Raw genomic sequence first — 19,129 nt, 5'->3', positions numbered from 1 at the left:
ACGATATTACATCAAATAAATATCGTAATTAAAAGAGGGAGAAATACCAATTGGCATTTCTCCCTCTTTGTCATTTATAAATAGAAAGATTTTACTCTTCGCCTACGTCGGCCCATTTATATTCGTATGTTGCACCGAATGGGTTCACGAACACACCTTGAACTTTTGGAGAAATCAATTGTGCACGAGAAGCTTGGTAAACAGGAGCAATTGCTGCATCTTCAAATAGCACTTTTTCAGCCTCTAAGAAGTTCTTATAACGTGCTTCATTATCTGTAGCAAATTTTGTAGCTGTTTCACTCACTAATTTGTCATATTCTGCACTAGAATATCCAGTCATATTGTTTCCGCCATCCGTAACCCACAGGTTCATGAATGTAAATGGATCAAGGAAGTCAGGGCCCCATCTAGATAGCTGCAGCTCATAATCCATAGCAGTATCTAAATCAAGACGCTGTTCTTTTGGTACTTGTTTAATGTTCACTTTTAATCCTTCAAGATTGGTTGAAAGCTGGTTTGCAACATATTCAACTAATAATTTTGTTGTCTTGTCATCATCAGCTAAGAACTCAAGTTCCACTGAATCTGTACCTAACTCAGCTAATCCTTTTGCCCACAATTCTTTTGCTGCTTCAAGGTCATACGTAACAAGGTCTCCGCTCACCTTACGGAAGTCCTCGCCTGTTCCAGGCATTGGAGTAAAATCAGTTGGAACAAGTCCATTTGCAACGATAGATCCGTTGTTTAGGATTTCGTTTACTAAGCCTTCTTTATCAAATGCTCTGCTGAGTGCAGCACGGATATTCTTATTTGCTAAAGCATCTGATGTTGTTTGGTTAAACTTCAGGAAGTAGACAAATGTATCAGCCGAAACTAAATAATCATCATTAGTAGAATATTGGTCGACTAAATCGGATGTTAAATCCATTCGATCAACTGTACCCTCTTCATATAAATCTAGAGCCGTTTGTGGATCCTTTACAACTTTGTATGTCAGTTTATCCATTTTTACTGTTTTTGCATCCCAATAATCTTTATTCTTCACAAGTTCCCATGTATCACTTGTACTAGTCCAATTGTTAATAGTGTAGGGACCATTCGCTAATAAGTTTTCAGAACTAGTTGCGAATTTATCGCCTTTTTCCTCTACAAACTTTTTGTTTAATGGGAAGAATGTCCCGAAAGTTGTTAATGTTTCAAAGTATGGTGTTGGGTTTTCTAATTCAACTACAAGTTTATAATCGCCATCCGCTTTAACACCTAGCTGGTCAACAGCGGCTTCACCTTTGCTTACAGCTGTTGCATTTTTGATGACCCCATTCATCATGTATGGACCATATTCAGATCCAGTTGCTGGGTCAACTGCACGCTGCCATGCATATACAAAATCATGAGCTGTTACTGAGTCGCCATTTGACCATTTAGCGTCTTCACGTAACGTAAAGGTCCAAGTTAAACCATCAGTACTAACTTCATGCTTGGTAGCAATCCCCGGAGATGGTTGTGTTTTTTCATCTAATCGGTAAAGACCTTCTAATGTTGCAGCTAAGTAGATAAAGGAAGACTCATCCGTAGCTAAAGAAGGGTCCATTGAAGGAATGGCTTCTGGGTTTAAAAAGCTAAGTACTTTTTCTCCCTTTTCCTCCTCCTTAGCATCTGTACCTGCTGGTTCCTTTGACTCATCTCCGGAACACGCTGCTAGTACACTTAGCAATAATCCAAATGTTAAAAGCAATAACCAATGTTTGACCTTCATTCGTTTTTCCCCCTAAATTGTGTTTGATTCTGAATATTATTTATCTACAGAAAATTGAGACTCTAAGAATGATTATACTCATTAACTTGTTTTCTTGTAAAGTATTGTTGGATAATTTAGGTAGTGAACTTATTAGACATAGAATAGTAGAAAAACAAAAAAAGCCCTGAAAATCAGGACCTTTCTATATTAATCTATAATTTTTAGTGAGATTTTCATTGCTTCATGGTCTTCGGTAGCACCACAAATAGTAGAACAAATTAATTCATATTCACCTGTTGTTTCTGCAGTAAACTCAGAAGGAGTGTCAGCTTTGAGGTCAATTCCTAAGTCCTCATTCGCAATAGTATGCATGCCTTCTTTGTTTACTAAATTAATTTTAACCTTCGTACCTTTTTTGATCGTCAATTCTTTATCAGAAGAGAAATCCCAGTTCGTTGCCGTGATTGTGAATTCTTCTGCATCTGATGCAGATGCTGCTGTATCAACTGTTTCTGCCTCTTCCTTTGGAGCTGCCTCTTCATCTGCTCCTCCACAAGCTGCCAAGCCAAATAGGATTGCACCCATTAATAATAATAATCTGAACTTCTTCATAATATGTAGTCTCCTTTTCCTCTTTGATTTACTATTTTAATTTAAGGCATTATGCCATTCATTTCCTTGACATAGGTCAAGAAAATGAATGTTTTATGAGGAAAGAGAAACATATTTGACAAGACGAACTAGAAATTATTGCCCAGATTCTACTATTTCTTCTATTTTATCTGAGATTAGTGGATAAAAGTTACTCTTAGCGCTATTTGTGGAATTACCGCCAAAAAAACCGGTACCAGGACAGGATTTAACATTATAACTAGCTGTGGCATCTAAGACTCTTTCCTTCGTTTTTAGGTGCCACCAATGGTGATACGTAATACTGTCAATCGAAGGTATCAGCCCAAACTTTATACAAAGCAAAGCATTAATGTAAAGAATAGTTTCCCTTTGTTCCTTCGTCATGACATCCTGCCCGATATCAAAGTTTCCAACATGCTCAATGGCAATTCCAACTGAATTAGCTATGGGACCAATTGTTCCTTCAGGAATGACGTTAAGTGGTCTGGAAACCGCAACTTTTCCATCTGGAAAGGTGGTGATGTTTTGGGCTATATTACTCCAGCCCATTGTTTTTTTATGATGATTCTCCATACCCATCAACATGCGGAAATGATTAGAACCATTAAAATGCTTATAGGAAGGTAACCAGGTATGATGCTGTTGAATTAACTTTATTTCACGGTTTACTTGGGTGTTAGCTAACCATTCCTTAAATTCCCCTCTCGTCATAAGGATATGTTGTCCTTGAATTTCAGTTGCATGGACTGGAGCTATAGGAAGGAATATTAAACAAAAAATGACTCCAATAACAAGTACAAGTTTTTTTTTCATTTTGATATCCTTTCAAACCTTTTAGGTATAGTTTGAAGATTAACCATAAGATTATTCTCTAAAAAATCCTATAATATCCCCAACACTTCACTGCTTATAAACGTTATCTAGATGAGAACGATAAATAACAAACGAAACTAATTGAATTTGAGAAGGAGGAAATAACCATGACCTTAAATATTTTCTTTTTCACCATAAGCATAAAACCCCGTAAAGTCACACTAGATGAAGCTATCCATAGAGAGATGGTTGAAAAACATATGCAAGAGAAATTGGATCGTTATATTCATTGGATGGGCAGGTATTAAGACTTTTTTACACAAAAGAAAAGAGGCCGAATTTTAATTTCGGTCTCTTTGTCAATTAACTATCGTTCAAATTCACTCATTAAAGCATGGGTATTTTCCTCACTGTCCTTAAAGAAGGCCATCCATGTTTCCGTTTGTCCCATTTTGGCAATAAGGTGTGGTTCATCGATAAATGTAACTTCCTTAACTAACAATTCTTCATAAGCCGCATGAATGTTTTCGACTTGAAAATAGATTATGGAACTCGATTGAGCAAATTCCTCTTTCTCTGGAACACTTAGTAAAAGACGCAAACCGCTGCAGTCAAAGAACGCTAATCCGTTTGAAGAAAATAAATGAGGAAGTCCAAGTTTTTCTATATAAAACTGTACCGCTCGATCTAGATTCTTAACAGGTACCGCAATTTGACCAACCTTTTGAATATCCATAGATAGATTCTCCCTTGCAGGTTATTTTATAGTGCATAGTATAGGAAAAGTAAAAAGATTAACAGCACGAATAAAGAAATAGCTTGGAATTTAAGGCTTTGATAGATAGAAGCATTAAAGTTTTCAGAAGGAAGCGGTTTATCAAGATATTCTTCGAGATAACCATTTCGCGTAAACATGATACTTCTGAATCTTCTAAATCCGAAGGTAACACCATCAAAAAAGCCTCCTTTTGAGGTATACATAAACAAAACAACAATCACATAAACAAAACAAAGATAAAATACCGAATTAATAAAGTTCAGGAGATTATACTCATCTGCAAAAATTAGAAAGAATAAACAGGTTAATAAAATATTAATCATCAAAAATTTCCATTTATCCTTGAACATTTCCATTTCACCTTTTCATTTATAAAATTATTTTAGACATGATATTAAGAATAAAGGTATTTTAACCCAATTCGCTTTGAAAGTATACTTTACCTGTTTTTTTAGGCATTAAAAAAGAAAACGCATTCCTATTTTAGAATAAAATTTATTACATACATCTTCAGGAAAAGTATTGGTATATCAACTGTAATGTTAATGTAATCTATAATGATATAATAATTTTTTGACTCTTTTATATATTTAGTCTTTACAAGAGTAGTATAAAAATAGTATGATTTCCTTAGCTTCTTTTTTAAGAGCGAATTGACAGAAAAATAAAACAATAGGAGGTCATTTTTGTTATGAAGAAAAAGTATGCATGGCTTTTAGCTCTAAGTCTTGTGCTAAGCATGTTTTTAGCAGCTTGCTCAGGCGGCGACAAGAATACAGCTGATGATGGCAAAAAACCAGCTGATGATGCGCCAGAAGTTGAACAAGTGTTACACTTTATTAATGGGGATACAATTCCTTCAATGGACCCTGGTATGGTAACAGATGAATACGGTATCCAATTCACTGCTGCTATTATGGAAGGTTTATACCGTCTTGATGAAAGCGGAAAACCAACTGATGGTATTGCTACTAAGCACGAAGTAAGTGCAGACGGTAAAACTTGGACTTTCACTTTACGTGAAGATGCAAAATGGGAAAATGGTGACCCTGTAACAGCTAACGACTTCGTATTTTCTTGGCGTCGTGCAGTAGACCCGAAGCAAGGATCTGAATATGGTCCATACATGATGGGCGGCGTTATCAAAAACGCAACTTCTGTTAACAAAGGTGAAGTTCCTGTAGATCAATTAGGTGTTAAAGCTGATGGCGATTTCAAACTAGTTGTTGAACTTGAAAATCCAACTCCTTATTTTGAATCTTTAACAACCTTCCCAACTTTCTTCCCATTAAATGAGAAGTTTGTAACGGAAAAAGGTGACACATATGCAACTAGCGCTGATACATTATTAGCTAACGGACCATTTAAGTTCGCATCTTGGACTAGTACTGCTAATGAGTGGGAATTAGTTAAGAACGAAACTTACTGGGATGCAAAAACTGTAAAGTTAGAAAAAATGACTTATGTAGTAGTAAAAGAAGCACAAACAGGTGTTGACTTATATGAAAAAGGTGAAGTTGACCGTGCTGGTTTATCATCTGACCTAGTTGATACATACTCAACTCATGATGATTACACAGTTGAACCTGATAACTCTGTATTCTATATTAAAATGAACCAAACAAGAAACCCAGCTCTTAAGAACGTAAACGTACGTAAAGCTATCTCTAGAGCATTTGATAAGCAAGCATTAGTAGATGAAATCTTAAACAACGGTTCTATCGTTGCTAACGGTTTAGTTCCAAAAGATTTCGTTGCAACTCCTGACGGAAAAGACTTCCGCGAAGTTAGTGGAGACCTTGTGAAATTTGACGTTAAAGAAGCACAAAAGATCTGGGAACAAGCTAAAACTGAATTAGGAACTGATACAGTTGAAATTGAATTCCTAGGCGGCGACAATGATGTTTCTAAAATGATGAACCAATATCTTGCAAACCAGTTATCAACTAACCTTCCTGGTTTAAAAGTTACTTTAAAAGAAGTACCATTTGAACAGCGTTTAGAATTAGATACTGCTATGGATTATGACATGCAGTTTGCTGGATGGGGACCAGACTTCCTTGATCCATATACCTTTATGAATCTTTGGTTAACTGGCGGCGGTAATAACCAAATGGGCTATTCTAACCCAGAATATGATAAGTTAATAAATGAAACTGCAACAACTTTAGCTCAAGATCCAGATGCACGTTATGAAAACTTCTTAAAGGCAGAAAAAGTTTTATTTGAAGATGCAGCAATTGCTCCTGTATATCAAAGAGCAGGCGCTTTGTTAGTATCTCCGAAAATACAAGGTGTGTTTACAAACCAATTCGGAGCAACTTACGAATACAAGTGGGCTAGCGTTGGTGCTGAAGAATAATCAGCAAAAAATAGTATAATTGCTATTATGAAAAATTGAAGAGAGTGTATGCTTTTAAGGCATATACTCTCTTTTCTCCTGTTTGGACCTGAATATTCCGATTATAACAAAAATTTATAATCGACTAGATATAACATATAATAAAGAGAAATTTAGGAGGTGCAAACATGACTCGATATTTACTCCGTCGCGTATGGTATATGCTAATAACACTATTTATTATTGCGACATTCTCGTTTTTTCTTATGAAAATCTTGCCGGGGAGCCCGTTACAGGCAGAAGATAAATTGACTGAAGAACAAAAGGAAATTATTTTAGAAAAGTATGGATTGAATGATCCAATACCTGTTCAGTACGCCAAATATCTTGGCGGACTTGTAAAAGGTGATTTGGGTGTATCCTTTAAATTTGATAATACACCGGTAACAACAATCTTGTTTGATAGAATCGGGCCATCTGCACTATTAGGTTTTCAGGCATTAGTGATAGGCTCTATCTTGGGAATATTCCTTGGATTAATGGCCTCAATCTTCCGAAATAGTCCGATTGACTTTTCATCCACAATCATTGCGGTTATCGGAACCTCGATACCTTCGTTTGTATTTGCAGGATTATTACAATATGTTTTTGCAGTAAAATTAGGCTGGTTCCCGGTTGCTCTTTGGGGCACACCTGCACATACCATTTTGCCAACGATCGCTTTGGCCATTCACCCGATGGCAACAGCTGCTCGTTTTACAAGAACAGAAATGGTAGAAGTGTTACATTCTAATTACATCATAACTGCACGTGCTAAAGGTGTTGCTGAATCTGGAATTATTTTAAAACATGGATTGCGTAATGCACTTATCCCGTTAATTACAGTATTGGGTCCAATGGCAGTTGGTTTGATGACAGGCTCAATGGTTATTGAGCAAATTTTTGCGATTCCTGGTATTGGTGAGCAATTCGTTACATCTGTAATGGTAAATGACTACCCAACCATTATGGGTACAACATTGTTATTTGCGTTTGGCTTTATTGTGATTATCTTAATCATTGACCTCCTATACGGATTAATTGATCCTAGGATAAGACTAGCAGGGGGGAAATAAGTAAAATGGATAAAAATAACCTAAATAATATACCAAAAGATTTATTTGTCCCTCTTGTTCGTAAAGAGGATACGAGCGATAAGATTTCAGCTCCCAGCAGAACGTTTTTTCAGGATGCGAAAAGAACCCTTTTCAATAATAAACCTGCTGTTTTCAGCATGATTCTTATCCTGTTTATTATCATCATGAGTATTGTCGGTCCGTGGATGAACAATTATGGTTCCGATGAACAGAATTTAAACAGGGCAAAAATGCCTCCACGTGTACCGGTTTTGGAGAATGTCTCTTGGCTTGGTATGAATGGTACTTTATCTGGAACGTTCCAAGGTAAAGATGTTCAGCAGGCAACGGCCAAGGCAAATGCAAGATTTGATAATAAAGAAGAGTTTATTGACCTTGAAGTCATTAATAAAGGTGACGGCACTAGAAATTCTGCTGAAGTGAAAGCTACCTATCGTATTTATGAAGCGAAAGATATGAAAGACACCTATTTCTGGTTTGGCAGTGACGCCTTAGGGCGTGACCAATGGACAAGGCTTTGGGAAGGTACAAGGGTTTCTTTAATCATCGCTTTTGTTGCTGCACTTCTTGACCTTGCCATTGGAGTTTCTTATGGTGGGATTTCTGCATTTTATGGTGGAAGAGTTGATAATATCATGCAGCGAATTGCCGAGATATTAGTTGGTATTCCTAACTTGGTCATTATCCTCTTAATGATGCTTGTTCTTAAACCAGGTATTATATCGATTGTTATTGCTTTGTCAATAACAGGCTGGATTGGTATGTCGCGGATTGTCCGTGGTGAAGTACTAAAGTTGAAAAATCAAGAGTTTGTTTTAGCTTCAAGAACTTTAGGAACATCAAATGGTACTATTATTAGAAAACACTTGGTTCCAAATATCAGTGGTATTATCATTATTAACACAATGTTTTCTGTTCCAGGTGCAATCTTTTTTGAAGCATTCTTAAGCTTTATCGGATTAGGTATTGTTCCTCCAGATGCTTCACTTGGTTCTTTAATTGACCTTGGGTTTGATAACCTCAGACTTTATCCATACATGCTTGTGTTCCCGGCAATTGTAATATCTGTTCTTATGATTGCATTTAATATCGTTGGTGATGGTTTGAGAGATGCATTCGATCCGAAAATGCATAAATAAGAAGGTAGGTGTTTAATAAATGAGTAAATTATTGGAAGTCAAAGATTTAAAAGTATCATTTAACACCTACAATGGTGAAGTGCATGCTGTACGAGGTGTTACCTTTGATTTAAATAAAGGTGAAACGTTAGCGATCGTAGGTGAATCTGGTTCAGGTAAGTCAGTAACCTCAAATGCGATTATGAGACTTCTTCCAGAGCCGCATGGCTATATTAAAGAAGGGCAAATCCTCCTCGAGGGAGTAGACCTTGCTAAAAAAACAAGCAAAGAAATGCAGAAGATTCGTGGAAAAGACATCTCTATGGTCTTCCAAGATCCAATGTCGTCTCTTAACCCGACTATGAAAATTGGTTATCAAATCATGGAAGGTTTGATGAAGCACCAGAATATGAGCAAAACAGAGGCTAGAAAAACGGCTCTTGAACTTCTAACTCTTGTTGGTATTCCAAGACCGGATGTACGTATTAATCAATATCCTCACCAATTCTCTGGCGGTATGCGTCAACGTGTGGTGGTAGCGATTGCATTAGCATGTAATCCAAAAATCTTAATTGCAGATGAACCAACTACTGCTCTTGACGTAACCATTCAAGCTCAAATCTTAGAATTGATGAAGAGTATTCAACAAAAAACTGATAGTGCGATTATTTTTATCACGCATGACCTTGGTGTCGTAGCAAACGTTGCAGACCGTGTTGCCGTCATGTATGCTGGAAAAATCGTTGAAATTGGGACAGTAGATGATATTTTCTACAATCCAAAGCACCCTTATACTTGGGGATTGATAGGCTCTATGCCAACATTGGATAGTTCAGATGAAGAGCTTTTTGCTATTCCTGGAAGCCCGCCAAACATGCTTACCCCTCCTGTAGGAGATGCGTTTGCTCCAAGAAATCAATTTGCTTTAGAAATTGATACAGTAATGGAACCGCCTATGTTTAAGGTTTCAGACACACATTATGCGGCAACCTGGCTGCTGCATCCAGATGCGCCTAAAATTGAGCCGCCTGATGCCGTTAAGCACAGGATGCAAGGTTTTGCTCAAACAGGTACTAAGGGCGGTGGAAAACGGTGACAAGAGAGAAATTACTTGAAGTAAAAAATTTACAAAAACATTTTGCCGTTGGTAAAAAGAATACAATCAAGGCTGTTGATGGTGTTAGCTTTGATATATTCAAAGGTGAAACCTTTGGTCTAGTTGGGGAGTCTGGCTGTGGAAAGTCTACAACAGGCAGAACCATCATCAGACTTTACGATGCAACAGGCGGAGAAGTTAAATTTAATGGTGAAGATGTTCACGGGAAAAAGAATAAATCTGAACTGCTTAAATTTAACCGCAAAATGCAAATGATTTTCCAAGACCCTTCTTCTTCCTTAAATCCACGTATGACCGTTTTGGATATTATTGCGGAGGGACTAGATGTTCATAAACTCGTAAAGAATGAGGCTGAACGTAAACAAAAGGTTGAAGAATTATTAGAATCGGTTGGTTTAAATAGAGAGCATGCTACTCGTTTTCCACATGAATTTAGCGGCGGTCAAAGACAGCGTATTGGTATTGCTAGAGCGCTTGCTGTTGACCCTGAGTTTATAATTGCCGATGAACCTATCTCTGCATTGGATGTATCCATACAGGCACAGGTAGTTAATTTGCTTAAGAAACTGCAAAAAGAACGTGGATTAACGTACTTGTTTATTGCCCATGACCTTTCCATGGTTAAATATATCTCTGACCGTATTGGCGTTATGTATATGGGGAATCTAGTTGAACTAGCTGATAGTGATGAATTATACAATAATCCTATTCATCCTTATACAAAATCATTGTTATCAGCAATTCCGCTGCCGGATCCAAGGTATGAGCGCGCTCGTAAGCGTATTAGTTATGATCCTGCTGTACATGATGCAAATGGTGAGTTTGAACTTAGAGAAGTTGTTCCAGGACACTTCGTACGTTGTACGGCAAAGGAATTTGAAAGATACCAAAATGAGCAAAAGTAAAATGAATAGAATCATGAGAATACTGCTGCTAAAAAATCCTTACTTATAAAAAAGTAAGGATTTTTTGTGTGAAATTCTTATGGAATTAGAAATGATTCATTTCTACTATGTAGTTTTTTTCTTTAAGGACTTTATATAGCATGTCGATATGTTCTTTATTCTTTGTTTCTACGGAAATTTCCAGACCGGCATAACCTGGATAAATATTCTTGCCCATGTGATTGAGATTTACGGATTGAATATTAGCATCTAAATCGGTTAGAGCGCTAAGCACCTTTTGAAGTTCTCCAGGTTTGTCCTTTAAGGTGATTGTAAAAACAGCATACCGTCCTGATTCCACTAATCCTCGTTCGATGACCCTTGAAATAAAATTCATATCAACATTTCCGCCGCTTAAAACGGCCACAACCTTCTTTTCCTTCAACTTTACTTTTTCATATAGTAGGGCTGAGAGGGAACAAGCACCGGACCCTTCCACTAACAACTTATTTCTTTCTAAAACCATTAGCATCGTTCTAGCAATTTCCATTTCATCGACACAATAAATATCATCGACATATTTTTGGACGATGTCAAAGGATCTCAGTCCAGGCTTTTTAACAGCGATTCCATCTGCCATCGTGGGTGTTGATTCTACCATAACAGGTTTGTTTTCAAGTAACGACTGTTTCATACTAGGACAGGCCAGTGCCTGGACGCCATACACAGCGATATGAGGGTTTTTCTCCTTCACTGCCATTGCAACTCCTGCAATCAGCCCGCCTCCTCCTACGGGGCAAATAATAGCTTCTACATCGGGAAGCTGGTCGAGTATCTCCAACCCAACCGTTCCTTGTCCAGCGATGATGGCATCATCATCAAAGGCATGGATAAAGGCAGCATCCCTTTGCTCTTTAAGCTCTAAAGCAAAGGCTAGTGCATCATCAAATGTAGCCCCCTCTAAAAGTACCTCTGCACCATATTGCTTGGTAGCTAACACCTTACTAAGAGGTGCACCCTTTGGCATGACAATCGTACAGTTAATGCCAAGCATTTGACTAGAGTAAGCTACTCCTTGCGCATGGTTGCCCGCAGAGGCCGCCACAACCCCTTTTTGAAGCTCTTCCGGTGAAAGGGATATTAACTTATTATAAGACCCTCTAGCCTTAAAAGAGCCCGTTTTTTGAAGGTTCTCGAGCTTTAAATATACCTCGTTATGAGCGAGCTGACTAAAGGTTTTAGAATAGTCCAGCGGCGTCGTATGGACCACTCCCTTCATCTTCTCTCGTGCAATAATTATGTCATCTACATTCACATTTCTTCCTCCTGTTGTCATTCTTTTCCTTAGGATGTGCTTTTGAAAATAAACTATGAAATATTTCCGGGAAATAATTCTTATATAAAAGTTTGGTGCTTTTGTATGAGTAGTATCAGTAAAATTACTTGTTTTTTGGGTAAAAGGAAACATGGGAAAATATAGTGAAATTCGAACTTTAGGAATACTTGTTTGTGTCCTATTAACTATATATTCTAAAAATTCACTATGTTACTATTATTTGGAAAACAAATAGAGATAAAAGGGAGGAACCAGAAGTTGAAAAAGAGAAAGTTATTATCAATCCTATCAACTAGTGCATTAGCTCTATCACTTTTTGCTCCATTATCAGCTAATGACTCAAAGGCATCTGCAGCTGAAGCTACAGCACCAAAATGGGATGTAGAGCGTTATGGAGATCGAGTAGATATTGATGGTCAGTTAAATCAACTAACTAATGATTCTACATATCTCAAACAAGCTGAAAAGAGAATGAAAGAACAAGCGGCAAAAATTAATTTTGATGGTGATGGTCAAGCAGCATCAGAAAATCCAACTGCTGATAAAAATTTTACATATGATGGTGGGACTAAGCTCTTTTTAAATAGGAATTTAGCCTTTAAAGAATTTACTCTTCGCAGTGTCGGAGAAAATGTTGAAATTTGGGTAGCGGAGGACCTATCCTTTCCAGATGAACGCCCGGCACATGTTGTAACGCAGGAACAAGTTGATAAACTACGTGATGAGTTTGATAGTAATATTTATCCAAAGGCCACTGAGTTCTTTGGAACACCTGATGCTCTTGATGGATCCCAATCTCCTTTACCTGGTATGGTCGGACTTCCAGAAGGATACTATGAAGGCAGCGACAAAGTAATCATGCTAGTAGATAACATTATCGATGAAGGTTACACCAATCCATCTTATCCATTCTTCGTTGCTGGTTTCTTCTGGCAAACACTAGAAAACTATATTAATAGAAATATCATTACCATCGATACAAATAGCTGGGAAACTCGCTTGGAGTCTACATTCTTTGGAACTACCATCCATGAGTTACAGCATTTAATCCATGCTGACAATGATGGTGCGGAAGAAACTTGGTTAAATGAAGGTATGTCAACTTTCTCTGAATATCTTGGAGGATATGGTCATGACGACAGCTCAATTAACTTTTACTTAGATCATCCAGAGAACTCACTAGTGAATTGGGATGAACACCAAGGAGCAACAACTGGTCCAGAAACAATTGCTGACTATGGTCAAGTTTACCTATTTACGTTATATATGAATGACAAATTTGGTCGTGAATTTATTCGTGACTTAGCACTTAGCGAAACACAAGGCATGAACAGTGTTAACGAAATTTTAAAAGCACATGGTTCTAGCCTAGACTTTACACAACTTTACCAAAACTTTATTACTGCATTAACACTAGATTCTGATCGAGTTGGTAATGGGGTATATAATTTTGATAGTATTGATCTTCGTAACCTTGTTGTTGACAAAGAAGGTACAAAACGAGGAAAAACCGTGGATTTTGAAAAAGCGGTAACATTTGAAAAAGAAGGCGTTCCAGCATGGGGCGGGGATTTTAAAGAATTAGATTTCCAGGATAAAATAAGAAGTATATCATTTGATGGTGTTGATTTCTTAGCATCCCCATGGCAATCTGTTGCAGACCCAACAGATGCAACAAACAAGGTATTATGGGGTAACCAGGGGGACGAGGCTGATAATGCCATAGTCTTAGAAGCTGACTTAACTGCTGTAGAATCCGCAACATTAAATTTTGACAATTATCTTGATATCGAAGAGCAATGGGATTTCGGAGTGGTTCAAGTATCAACTGATGGTGGTGAGACTTGGAAAAGCTTAGCTAATGGAAATACACGCAGTGATGTTGTTGAAGAGGGTTATCCAAAAATTAAGGAAAACGTCCCTGGTTTTACTGGAAATTTAAAAACCTGGCAAGAGGAATCGTTTGATTTAAGTGAATATGCAGGGCAAGCGGTGTTGGTTTCCTTCCGATACTTAACAGACTGGGGTCATACTGATGGCGGCTGGTATGTCGATAATATTGAAATTCCTGAAATTGGCTTTAGCAACGATGGAAGTTCAACTGATGATTTTAAATCGTTCCAGGAATTAGCTGGTCAATATGTTAAATACACCGTAACATTTATCAATGAAAAAGAAGTTGGTAATAAAAAGGGTGCGAAAACAAACTACAAGGTAATCACAGTCGATCCATTCAACGTAACAGAAGAGGATGCATTAACTCTAAGACAGTTATTCAAAGATGGTAAGAACTATATGATTACATCTTATGCTGCTCCTGCAGGAGACAAAAATCCAGTAGATTTTACGTATGAAATAAACTTGAAAGAGAAATCACCAAAGAAGAAGTAATGTAAAAAGGCTAAAGATCGGTTAATGACTAGTAACATAGTCATTAACTGTCTTTTTTCATTAAGAGAAGGGGAATTCATAAAAAAATGGCTCTGGAAAATTTCAGAGCCATCTTTTTATGCATGTTACGTGTTTACTTAAAAATTAATACCTTACCAACAGTACCATCTGCACTTTCACCAACAACACGGAATTTTAATCCGTAGTTTGGTACGTTACGGCCAGCGTCAACCATACCAGCATTACTGTAGTCAGCACTGTCGTCAAATAACGGAGTACGTTGAGTAAAGTTATCTGTAAGGGAAGTGCCTAATAGATCCTTATAATCTAGGAACATTTTGCTAGATTTGTTTAAACTAAATGCAGCATCATTAAGCTGATAGCGAGTTGACCCAACTGCTTTATTGCTCCAGTAATTTGTATGCTGATCAGCATCGACAACACCTAGGAAACCATCACCAGGGTGTGTTCCAGTCCAGTTGTTATCATAAGACTCATCGACATACCATACGACTAAACCAGGATCATAGCTCATTAAGCTTGCACCACGGCGGATGTTCTTTAAGCCTTCATCAATACCGTTGTGTGATCTCCATTCCAATAGGTAATAGTGGTTAGTTGAAGATTTACCATCATGCTTTTCAAAGCCATCTAAAGTAAATTTAGGTTCTCCTTCAGCGCCATCAAAGAATACTTCAGCCCCATCAGCTGTTACTTTTACATTGTCAGTAAAAAAGCCATCTAAATTGGTTGCCCAGTCAGACATTGAACGGAATTGAAGTTGAATTTCTTGTCCAGCATATGCACTTAAATCCATTGTTTCATGAACCCAGCCATTACTTGAACCAGTGTAACCTGGCAGGTTTTCTTTGATGGCAGGATATCCATCAGGATGAATGACATCGGTAGTTCTTGTAGTTGATAAAGACTCCCAAGTAGTCCCACCATCTTTTGAGATTTGCACCATTGCAAAATCCCAATCTTTTTCAATATCATACCAAGCATCAAAATCAAGTGTTGCGATAGTAGCACCTGTTAAGTCAACGGTTGCAACCATTTTATGGTCAACTTCATCGCCTTTGCCGCCATAGTATTCGAATTCCCCTGTTGGAGTATTCAATACTTTTAATTTTCCAGGTAAATCTATTCTTACTGCATCATTATTTTTGCCTTTGGTTACAGCTTCATCAAGAAGAACAGTCTCACCAGTACTTGTAATATCATCTGCATGTAGTGTGGTTCCACTTAACCAGTTACCACCATGTATATTTTGAAGCATTTCCTTTGCAAATGGACTGAATCCAGTCGGCTCTGTTCCTCCAACCGCACCTGCCCAGCTACCACTAGCCATAATGGACCAATAGGCTACTGCTTCACCAGTACCAGTATACTGGGTATCATATTCATCAGGAAGACCTAAGTCATGACCAAATTCATGGGCAAATACTCCAGCAGCACCGTCTTCAGGTTCAATGGTATAATCTAATGCTGTTAAACGATTACCACCGAAATTATTACTATCGGAAACTTCACCAGGCACTAAAACATAACCTCCAAGATTCCAACGGTGGGACCAAATTGCGTCTCCACCCAAGCTTCCACCGCCTGCTTCTTCACCAACGCCAGCATGGATAACCATTAAGTGGTCAATTACGCCATCAGCCTCAGCGTGGATTCCATCTCCATCCAAGTCATCGCGATCCCACTTATCATAATCTCCTAAATTAATATTTGGATCGGCAGCGGCCTTTTTAAGTGCTTCATATACTAGGGTCCGTGGACGTGCGTCACTGCCATCTGGAGCAGGAACATTTCCGCCATAATAGGCTGCAGGGTGATCCGCTGTGTACCAACCAGCTACATTACCTTCAACCGAATAGCTGCCTCCGGATTGTTGTTCATAGTACTGCTTCATTGAAATGAGGTCTTCTCCATTAGGACCAACATGTCCCTCATCACCAAAAATCATATTTTGGAAGTGTTCATCAGTATAATCTTCATACCACATGTTTGTTTCTTCTTTAGTAATCGAGTTGTTTTCATAATCTGGGAAGTCAATTTTAAGAACAAGGACCTTATCAGTGCGAACCTCTTCACCATAGGCTTCTTTTTCAACGGAATCTACCGTATTCTTCTTGGCTTGTCCTAATTTATTCCCCTTGCCATTCTTAAGACCTGTAGATTCTGCCTTTTCACTTTTCTTCATCTTTCCAAGCCCTGCTGGTAACTGATCTAGTGTCTTGGTAGATTTGCTTTTTGCTTGTAAAAACTTTTGCAATGCTTTTTCTGCCTCAGCTGGGGTAGCATTTTTAGCAATAGTGCCATTCTTTTTCAGCATTTCTATTAATCTCTCATCGTTTGCAATTCCTAGGTCGATTGGAGCGCCTGATGATGTAATTTTAGTAGATAAATCGTTAGCCTTAACACTTGGCGAAAATGAAGCGACATTAAACAACCCAAGTCCTAAAGACACAGTTAGTGCTGTGGATAAAATTTTTCTCTTCTTCATATAGAACCTCCCTTTTTTATCTATCCTCTTTTAATAACCGTTAACTTTATGTATTGATCCCTCCTAACAAAAAAGATTCTACTACTAATAAAAAGGTTCGAGTCCCTAATAATATAGTAGTGTAATATGATGATATAGCTAAGTTTGAGTATTGTAAATATTTAAATAACTGATTACAAAAATAGAAGAAATACTATCAAATACGACAACGGTATTCGTAGATTAACGGGTTTTTATTACAAAAAATTCATTAGAAATGTAAAATGGGAGGGTTTTCAATAAGAGAAAAGCAAGAAAAAACCCGAGCCCAATGGACCCGGATTTTTATAGGAATATTACTTTTTCGTTCCTTCATTAAAATTATAATAGAATTTAGCAGTGATAGAACCATCAGCGTTTTCTTTAATATCTGTCACATGAATTCCAGAGTCTGCTGGAGTAGCGCTATAGCCCTTCCAGAAGTAGTAGGAACCAGTATGGACATTAGCAGAGTTTGGAGTGATCTTCGCGCCTGTCTTGAAGAAGTCTCCAGCGTTACCGCGATTTAGGTTCTTTTCTAACTCATATAGTCCATCAGCCTGCAGGACAGATAGTCCGTAGTGTGTAACAACAGTACCGTTGCTTGCTGTTTGTGACTGGTTATACTGGAAGCGCTTGTTCATCCAGTTTTCAACGTTATTAGGGCGGAAGCCGGCCGTTTGATATAGGTTGATGATATTTTCATCGACATGCCATGCTAATAATCCATGAGAATCCTCGCCTTGACGTACTAATCCTTTATTAAAGCCATCCTGCTGGACATTTTCAAATAAGAAGTACTCTGTTCCATGCGAACCAGGAACTTCCATTTTTACGATTCCATTGTTTGCTTCAGCATTATTAATAGCTGGTAAAGTAATCTCTTGTACTCCATCCCCAGGTGTTACATTAATAGGTTCAGCCCAGCCTAGGAAAACCTTTGAGAATGGATCAAAATGAGTTGGTGAGTTACCAGAATATGCACCATTATCTGGATAGCGCATCCAAGAGCCGCCAGCCATCATTGAATAGTTTCCAACACCCTCAGAACTATAAGCAGTGTCATAAAAATCAGGCAGTCCTAAAGCATGTCCAAACTCATGAGCGTATACCCCAGCTTGAGCAGGATATGGACCTGTTTTCGATGCCTCATCATAACCGCCTGTTGATGCATTAAATCCAGCAACGTTACCGCCAATAGCCGGCTGAATATTGTAATTGTTCACGACTACGCCATCATAGGTCATATCGTCAGCATAGGTTTTTTCAATCCAAGCAGATTGGCTCATTCCAGCATGTACATCTGCTGGTTTACCAGTTTCATAGTATTTCCCATAATAAAGGGCACTTAATAGATTCCACTTATGAGACCAGAATTGAGCAGGATCGCTGCTCCACTCAGCCCCTGTACCTTCATGTACAACGAAAATGTTTGGAACTTCACCGTTTTCAGCATACTTTGAGAAGTCTACCTGAGCGTCTGCAGCCTTTAATAGGTCACGAACGAATTCACCTGTATGAGCATCGCCGTTTACATTGCCATGTACATATTTACCGTTCTCAGCATATGTGCCTTCTTGGTCTAAATAATAAGAAGCGCCTTCAGGAAGTTCTACCCAAGCGAATTCAGTATTTTCGTTGCGAACCAGGTTAATTTTTCCATTACTAGACTCTTTATAAGCATTTTGCATAGTACGATCTGTTGGTGCAGTAACTCCGTTATAGGTTGCATATTGTTTAAAATAATCCAATTCATATGGGTTATATTCTGTTCCAAAGATTAAGTCCTCATAGTATTTAGCAGGAACTTGTCCAGGTAAATCGCCGACTGGCTCATCGCCATCCTTATATTTTGCGAGGATTACTAGAACAGGTACATCACCTGTTGCTTCTTTATATGCTACATGATTGTCCCCAGGCTCCTGGAATTTAGTTCCTATATTAGCCTTCTCTGCAGGGTCAACCTTTGATAAGTCGACTCCGAGCTCCTTAGCTTTTGCAGCTAGTTCTGGAGCAGCTCCAACAAAATCTGCTGGACTTAGAGAGTATGTACTTTTTGTTGTGGATGGGGCTTCAGTAGGCTGAAAACCTGCTGCCACAATACTTCCAGCTAATGCTAGAGTTAGACCGGTTTTTGATAGTACTTTTAACATGAGCGTCACTCCTAAAATTACTTAAGAATTATAATATATCAGAATTATCAGATAAATAAGAGAAACAAAATACCTAATTTCCCTTTATATTTAGGGAGTCGAAATACCTAATTTCTAGCATTTTTTTGCGATTTTAGTTTTTGATTAATAGACTTAAGAGATAG

15 protein-coding genes are annotated in these 19,129 nt (G+C 38.0%); 7 read left to right on the top strand and 8 right to left on the bottom strand.

All coding sequences use genetic code 11. The features are described 5' to 3' along the window. Positions 1-91: 91 nt before the first annotated feature. The 3 genes from ACY3XC_RS16380 to ACY3XC_RS16370 form a co-directional block, all read right to left on the bottom strand. Positions 92-1,756 carry a peptide ABC transporter substrate-binding protein gene (locus ACY3XC_RS16380; RefSeq protein ID WP_464869490.1) on the bottom strand — a complete coding sequence of 555 codons (1,665 nt, stop codon included), beginning with the start codon at positions 1,754-1,756 and terminating at the stop codon, positions 92-94. A 189-nt stretch (positions 1,757-1,945) separates the two neighbouring features. Next, positions 1,946-2,350: a hypothetical protein gene (locus tag ACY3XC_RS16375; protein WP_464869489.1), complete on the bottom strand. Its 405-nt coding sequence runs from the start codon at positions 2,348-2,350 to the stop codon at positions 1,946-1,948. Positions 2,351-2,485: 135 nt separating this feature from the next. Continuing rightward, positions 2,486-3,184: a peptidoglycan recognition protein family protein gene (locus ACY3XC_RS16370; RefSeq protein ID WP_464869488.1), complete on the bottom strand. Its 699-nt coding sequence runs from the start codon at positions 3,182-3,184 to the stop codon at positions 2,486-2,488. 167 nt (positions 3,185-3,351) lie between these two features. On the opposite strand from ACY3XC_RS16370, the gene ACY3XC_RS16365 reads away from it, so the two are divergent. Continuing rightward, complete coding sequence (locus ACY3XC_RS16365; protein WP_464869487.1) at positions 3,352-3,492, top strand: YrzI family small protein; 141 nt, start codon at positions 3,352-3,354, stop codon at positions 3,490-3,492. 59 nt (positions 3,493-3,551) lie between these two features. Here ACY3XC_RS16365 and ACY3XC_RS16360 read toward each other — a convergent pair whose 3' ends face one another. Both ACY3XC_RS16360 and ACY3XC_RS16355 read right to left on the bottom strand, forming a co-directional pair. Then, positions 3,552-3,920, bottom strand: coding sequence for a VOC family protein (locus ACY3XC_RS16360; protein ID WP_464869486.1), 369 nt, complete (start codon positions 3,918-3,920; stop codon positions 3,552-3,554). A gap of 26 nt (positions 3,921-3,946) precedes the next feature. Then, positions 3,947-4,312, bottom strand: a complete 366-nt coding sequence (locus tag ACY3XC_RS16355; RefSeq protein ID WP_464869485.1) for a DUF3899 domain-containing protein — start codon at positions 4,310-4,312, stop codon at positions 3,947-3,949. Between the two features lie 341 nt (positions 4,313-4,653). Here ACY3XC_RS16355 and ACY3XC_RS16350 point away from each other — a divergent pair, with 341 nt between their 5' ends. The 5 genes from ACY3XC_RS16350 to ACY3XC_RS16330 all read left to right on the top strand — a co-directional run bounded on the left by ACY3XC_RS16350 (position 4,654) and on the right by ACY3XC_RS16330 (position 10,579). After that, positions 4,654-6,324, top strand: coding sequence for a peptide ABC transporter substrate-binding protein (locus ACY3XC_RS16350; protein WP_464869484.1), 1,671 nt, complete (start codon positions 4,654-4,656; stop codon positions 6,322-6,324). Between the two features lie 167 nt (positions 6,325-6,491). Then, positions 6,492-7,418, top strand: a complete 927-nt coding sequence (gene opp3b, locus ACY3XC_RS16345; protein ID WP_095247424.1) for an oligopeptide ABC transporter permease — start codon at positions 6,492-6,494, stop codon at positions 7,416-7,418. A 5-nt stretch (positions 7,419-7,423) separates the two neighbouring features. Further along, positions 7,424-8,578, top strand: coding sequence for an oligopeptide ABC transporter permease (gene opp3C, locus ACY3XC_RS16340; RefSeq protein ID WP_464869483.1), 1,155 nt, complete (start codon positions 7,424-7,426; stop codon positions 8,576-8,578). A 19-nt stretch (positions 8,579-8,597) separates the two neighbouring features. Continuing rightward, entirely contained in the window at positions 8,598-9,653 is a 1,056-nt protein-coding gene (locus ACY3XC_RS16335) for an ABC transporter ATP-binding protein (protein WP_095247426.1), read from the top strand. Then, a complete protein-coding gene (locus ACY3XC_RS16330; protein ID WP_464869482.1) occupies positions 9,650-10,579 on the top strand; it encodes an ABC transporter ATP-binding protein in 930 nt (309 codons plus the stop codon). Before ACY3XC_RS16335 ends, ACY3XC_RS16330 begins: the two co-directional genes overlap by 4 nt. An 85-nt stretch (positions 10,580-10,664) precedes the next feature. On the opposite strand, the gene ilvA is transcribed toward ACY3XC_RS16330, so the two are convergent. Further along, positions 10,665-11,894, bottom strand: a complete 1,230-nt coding sequence (ilvA, locus tag ACY3XC_RS16325) for a threonine ammonia-lyase (RefSeq protein WP_464869481.1) — start codon at positions 11,892-11,894, stop codon at positions 10,665-10,667. A 258-nt stretch (positions 11,895-12,152) separates the two neighbouring features. On the opposite strand from ilvA, the gene ACY3XC_RS16320 reads away from it, so the two are divergent. Beyond that, on the top strand, positions 12,153-14,285 hold the full coding sequence (locus ACY3XC_RS16320) for a peptidase M6 (RefSeq protein WP_464869480.1): 2,133 nt from the start codon (positions 12,153-12,155) through the stop codon (positions 14,283-14,285). 133 nt (positions 14,286-14,418) lie between these two features. Here ACY3XC_RS16320 and ACY3XC_RS16315 read toward each other — a convergent pair whose 3' ends face one another. Together ACY3XC_RS16315 and ACY3XC_RS16310 are read right to left on the bottom strand one after the other, a co-directional pair. After that, entirely contained in the window at positions 14,419-16,794 is a 2,376-nt protein-coding gene (locus tag ACY3XC_RS16315; protein WP_464869479.1) for an immune inhibitor A domain-containing protein, read from the bottom strand. Between the two features lie 335 nt (positions 16,795-17,129). Next, on the bottom strand, positions 17,130-18,965 hold the full coding sequence (locus ACY3XC_RS16310; protein WP_464869478.1) for a M6 family metalloprotease domain-containing protein: 1,836 nt from the start codon (positions 18,963-18,965) through the stop codon (positions 17,130-17,132). Positions 18,966-19,129: the final 164 nt, after the last annotated feature.

The sequence above is a fragment of the Bacillus sp. CZDM1 genome, from assembly GCF_055502545.1.
The sequence above is the reverse complement of the archived record's forward strand: the minus strand, read 5'-3'. Positions and strand labels throughout refer to the sequence as shown.

Coding starts and splice junctions, on each gene's coding strand:
- ACY3XC_RS16315 (WP_464869479.1), bottom strand. CDS start 16,794: ATGAAGAAGAGAAAAATTTTATCCACAGCACTAACTGTGTCTTTAGGA.
- ilvA (WP_464869481.1), bottom strand. CDS start 11,894: ATGACAACAGGAGGAAGAAATGTGAATGTAGATGACATAATTATTGCA.
- ACY3XC_RS16360 (WP_464869486.1), bottom strand. CDS start 3,920: ATGGATATTCAAAAGGTTGGTCAAATTGCGGTACCTGTTAAGAATCTA.
- opp3C (WP_464869483.1), top strand. CDS start 7,424: ATGGATAAAAATAACCTAAATAATATACCAAAAGATTTATTTGTCCCT.
- ACY3XC_RS16370 (WP_464869488.1), bottom strand. CDS start 3,184: ATGAAAAAAAAACTTGTACTTGTTATTGGAGTCATTTTTTGTTTAATA.
- ACY3XC_RS16310 (WP_464869478.1), bottom strand. CDS start 18,965: ATGTTAAAAGTACTATCAAAAACCGGTCTAACTCTAGCATTAGCTGGA.
- ACY3XC_RS16380 (WP_464869490.1), bottom strand. CDS start 1,756: ATGAAGGTCAAACATTGGTTATTGCTTTTAACATTTGGATTATTGCTA.
- ACY3XC_RS16335 (WP_095247426.1), top strand. CDS start 8,598: ATGAGTAAATTATTGGAAGTCAAAGATTTAAAAGTATCATTTAACACC.
- ACY3XC_RS16350 (WP_464869484.1), top strand. CDS start 4,654: ATGAAGAAAAAGTATGCATGGCTTTTAGCTCTAAGTCTTGTGCTAAGC.
- ACY3XC_RS16365 (WP_464869487.1), top strand. CDS start 3,352: ATGACCTTAAATATTTTCTTTTTCACCATAAGCATAAAACCCCGTAAA.
- opp3b (WP_095247424.1), top strand. CDS start 6,492: ATGACTCGATATTTACTCCGTCGCGTATGGTATATGCTAATAACACTA.
- ACY3XC_RS16355 (WP_464869485.1), bottom strand. CDS start 4,312: ATGTTCAAGGATAAATGGAAATTTTTGATGATTAATATTTTATTAACC.
- ACY3XC_RS16375 (WP_464869489.1), bottom strand. CDS start 2,350: ATGAAGAAGTTCAGATTATTATTATTAATGGGTGCAATCCTATTTGGC.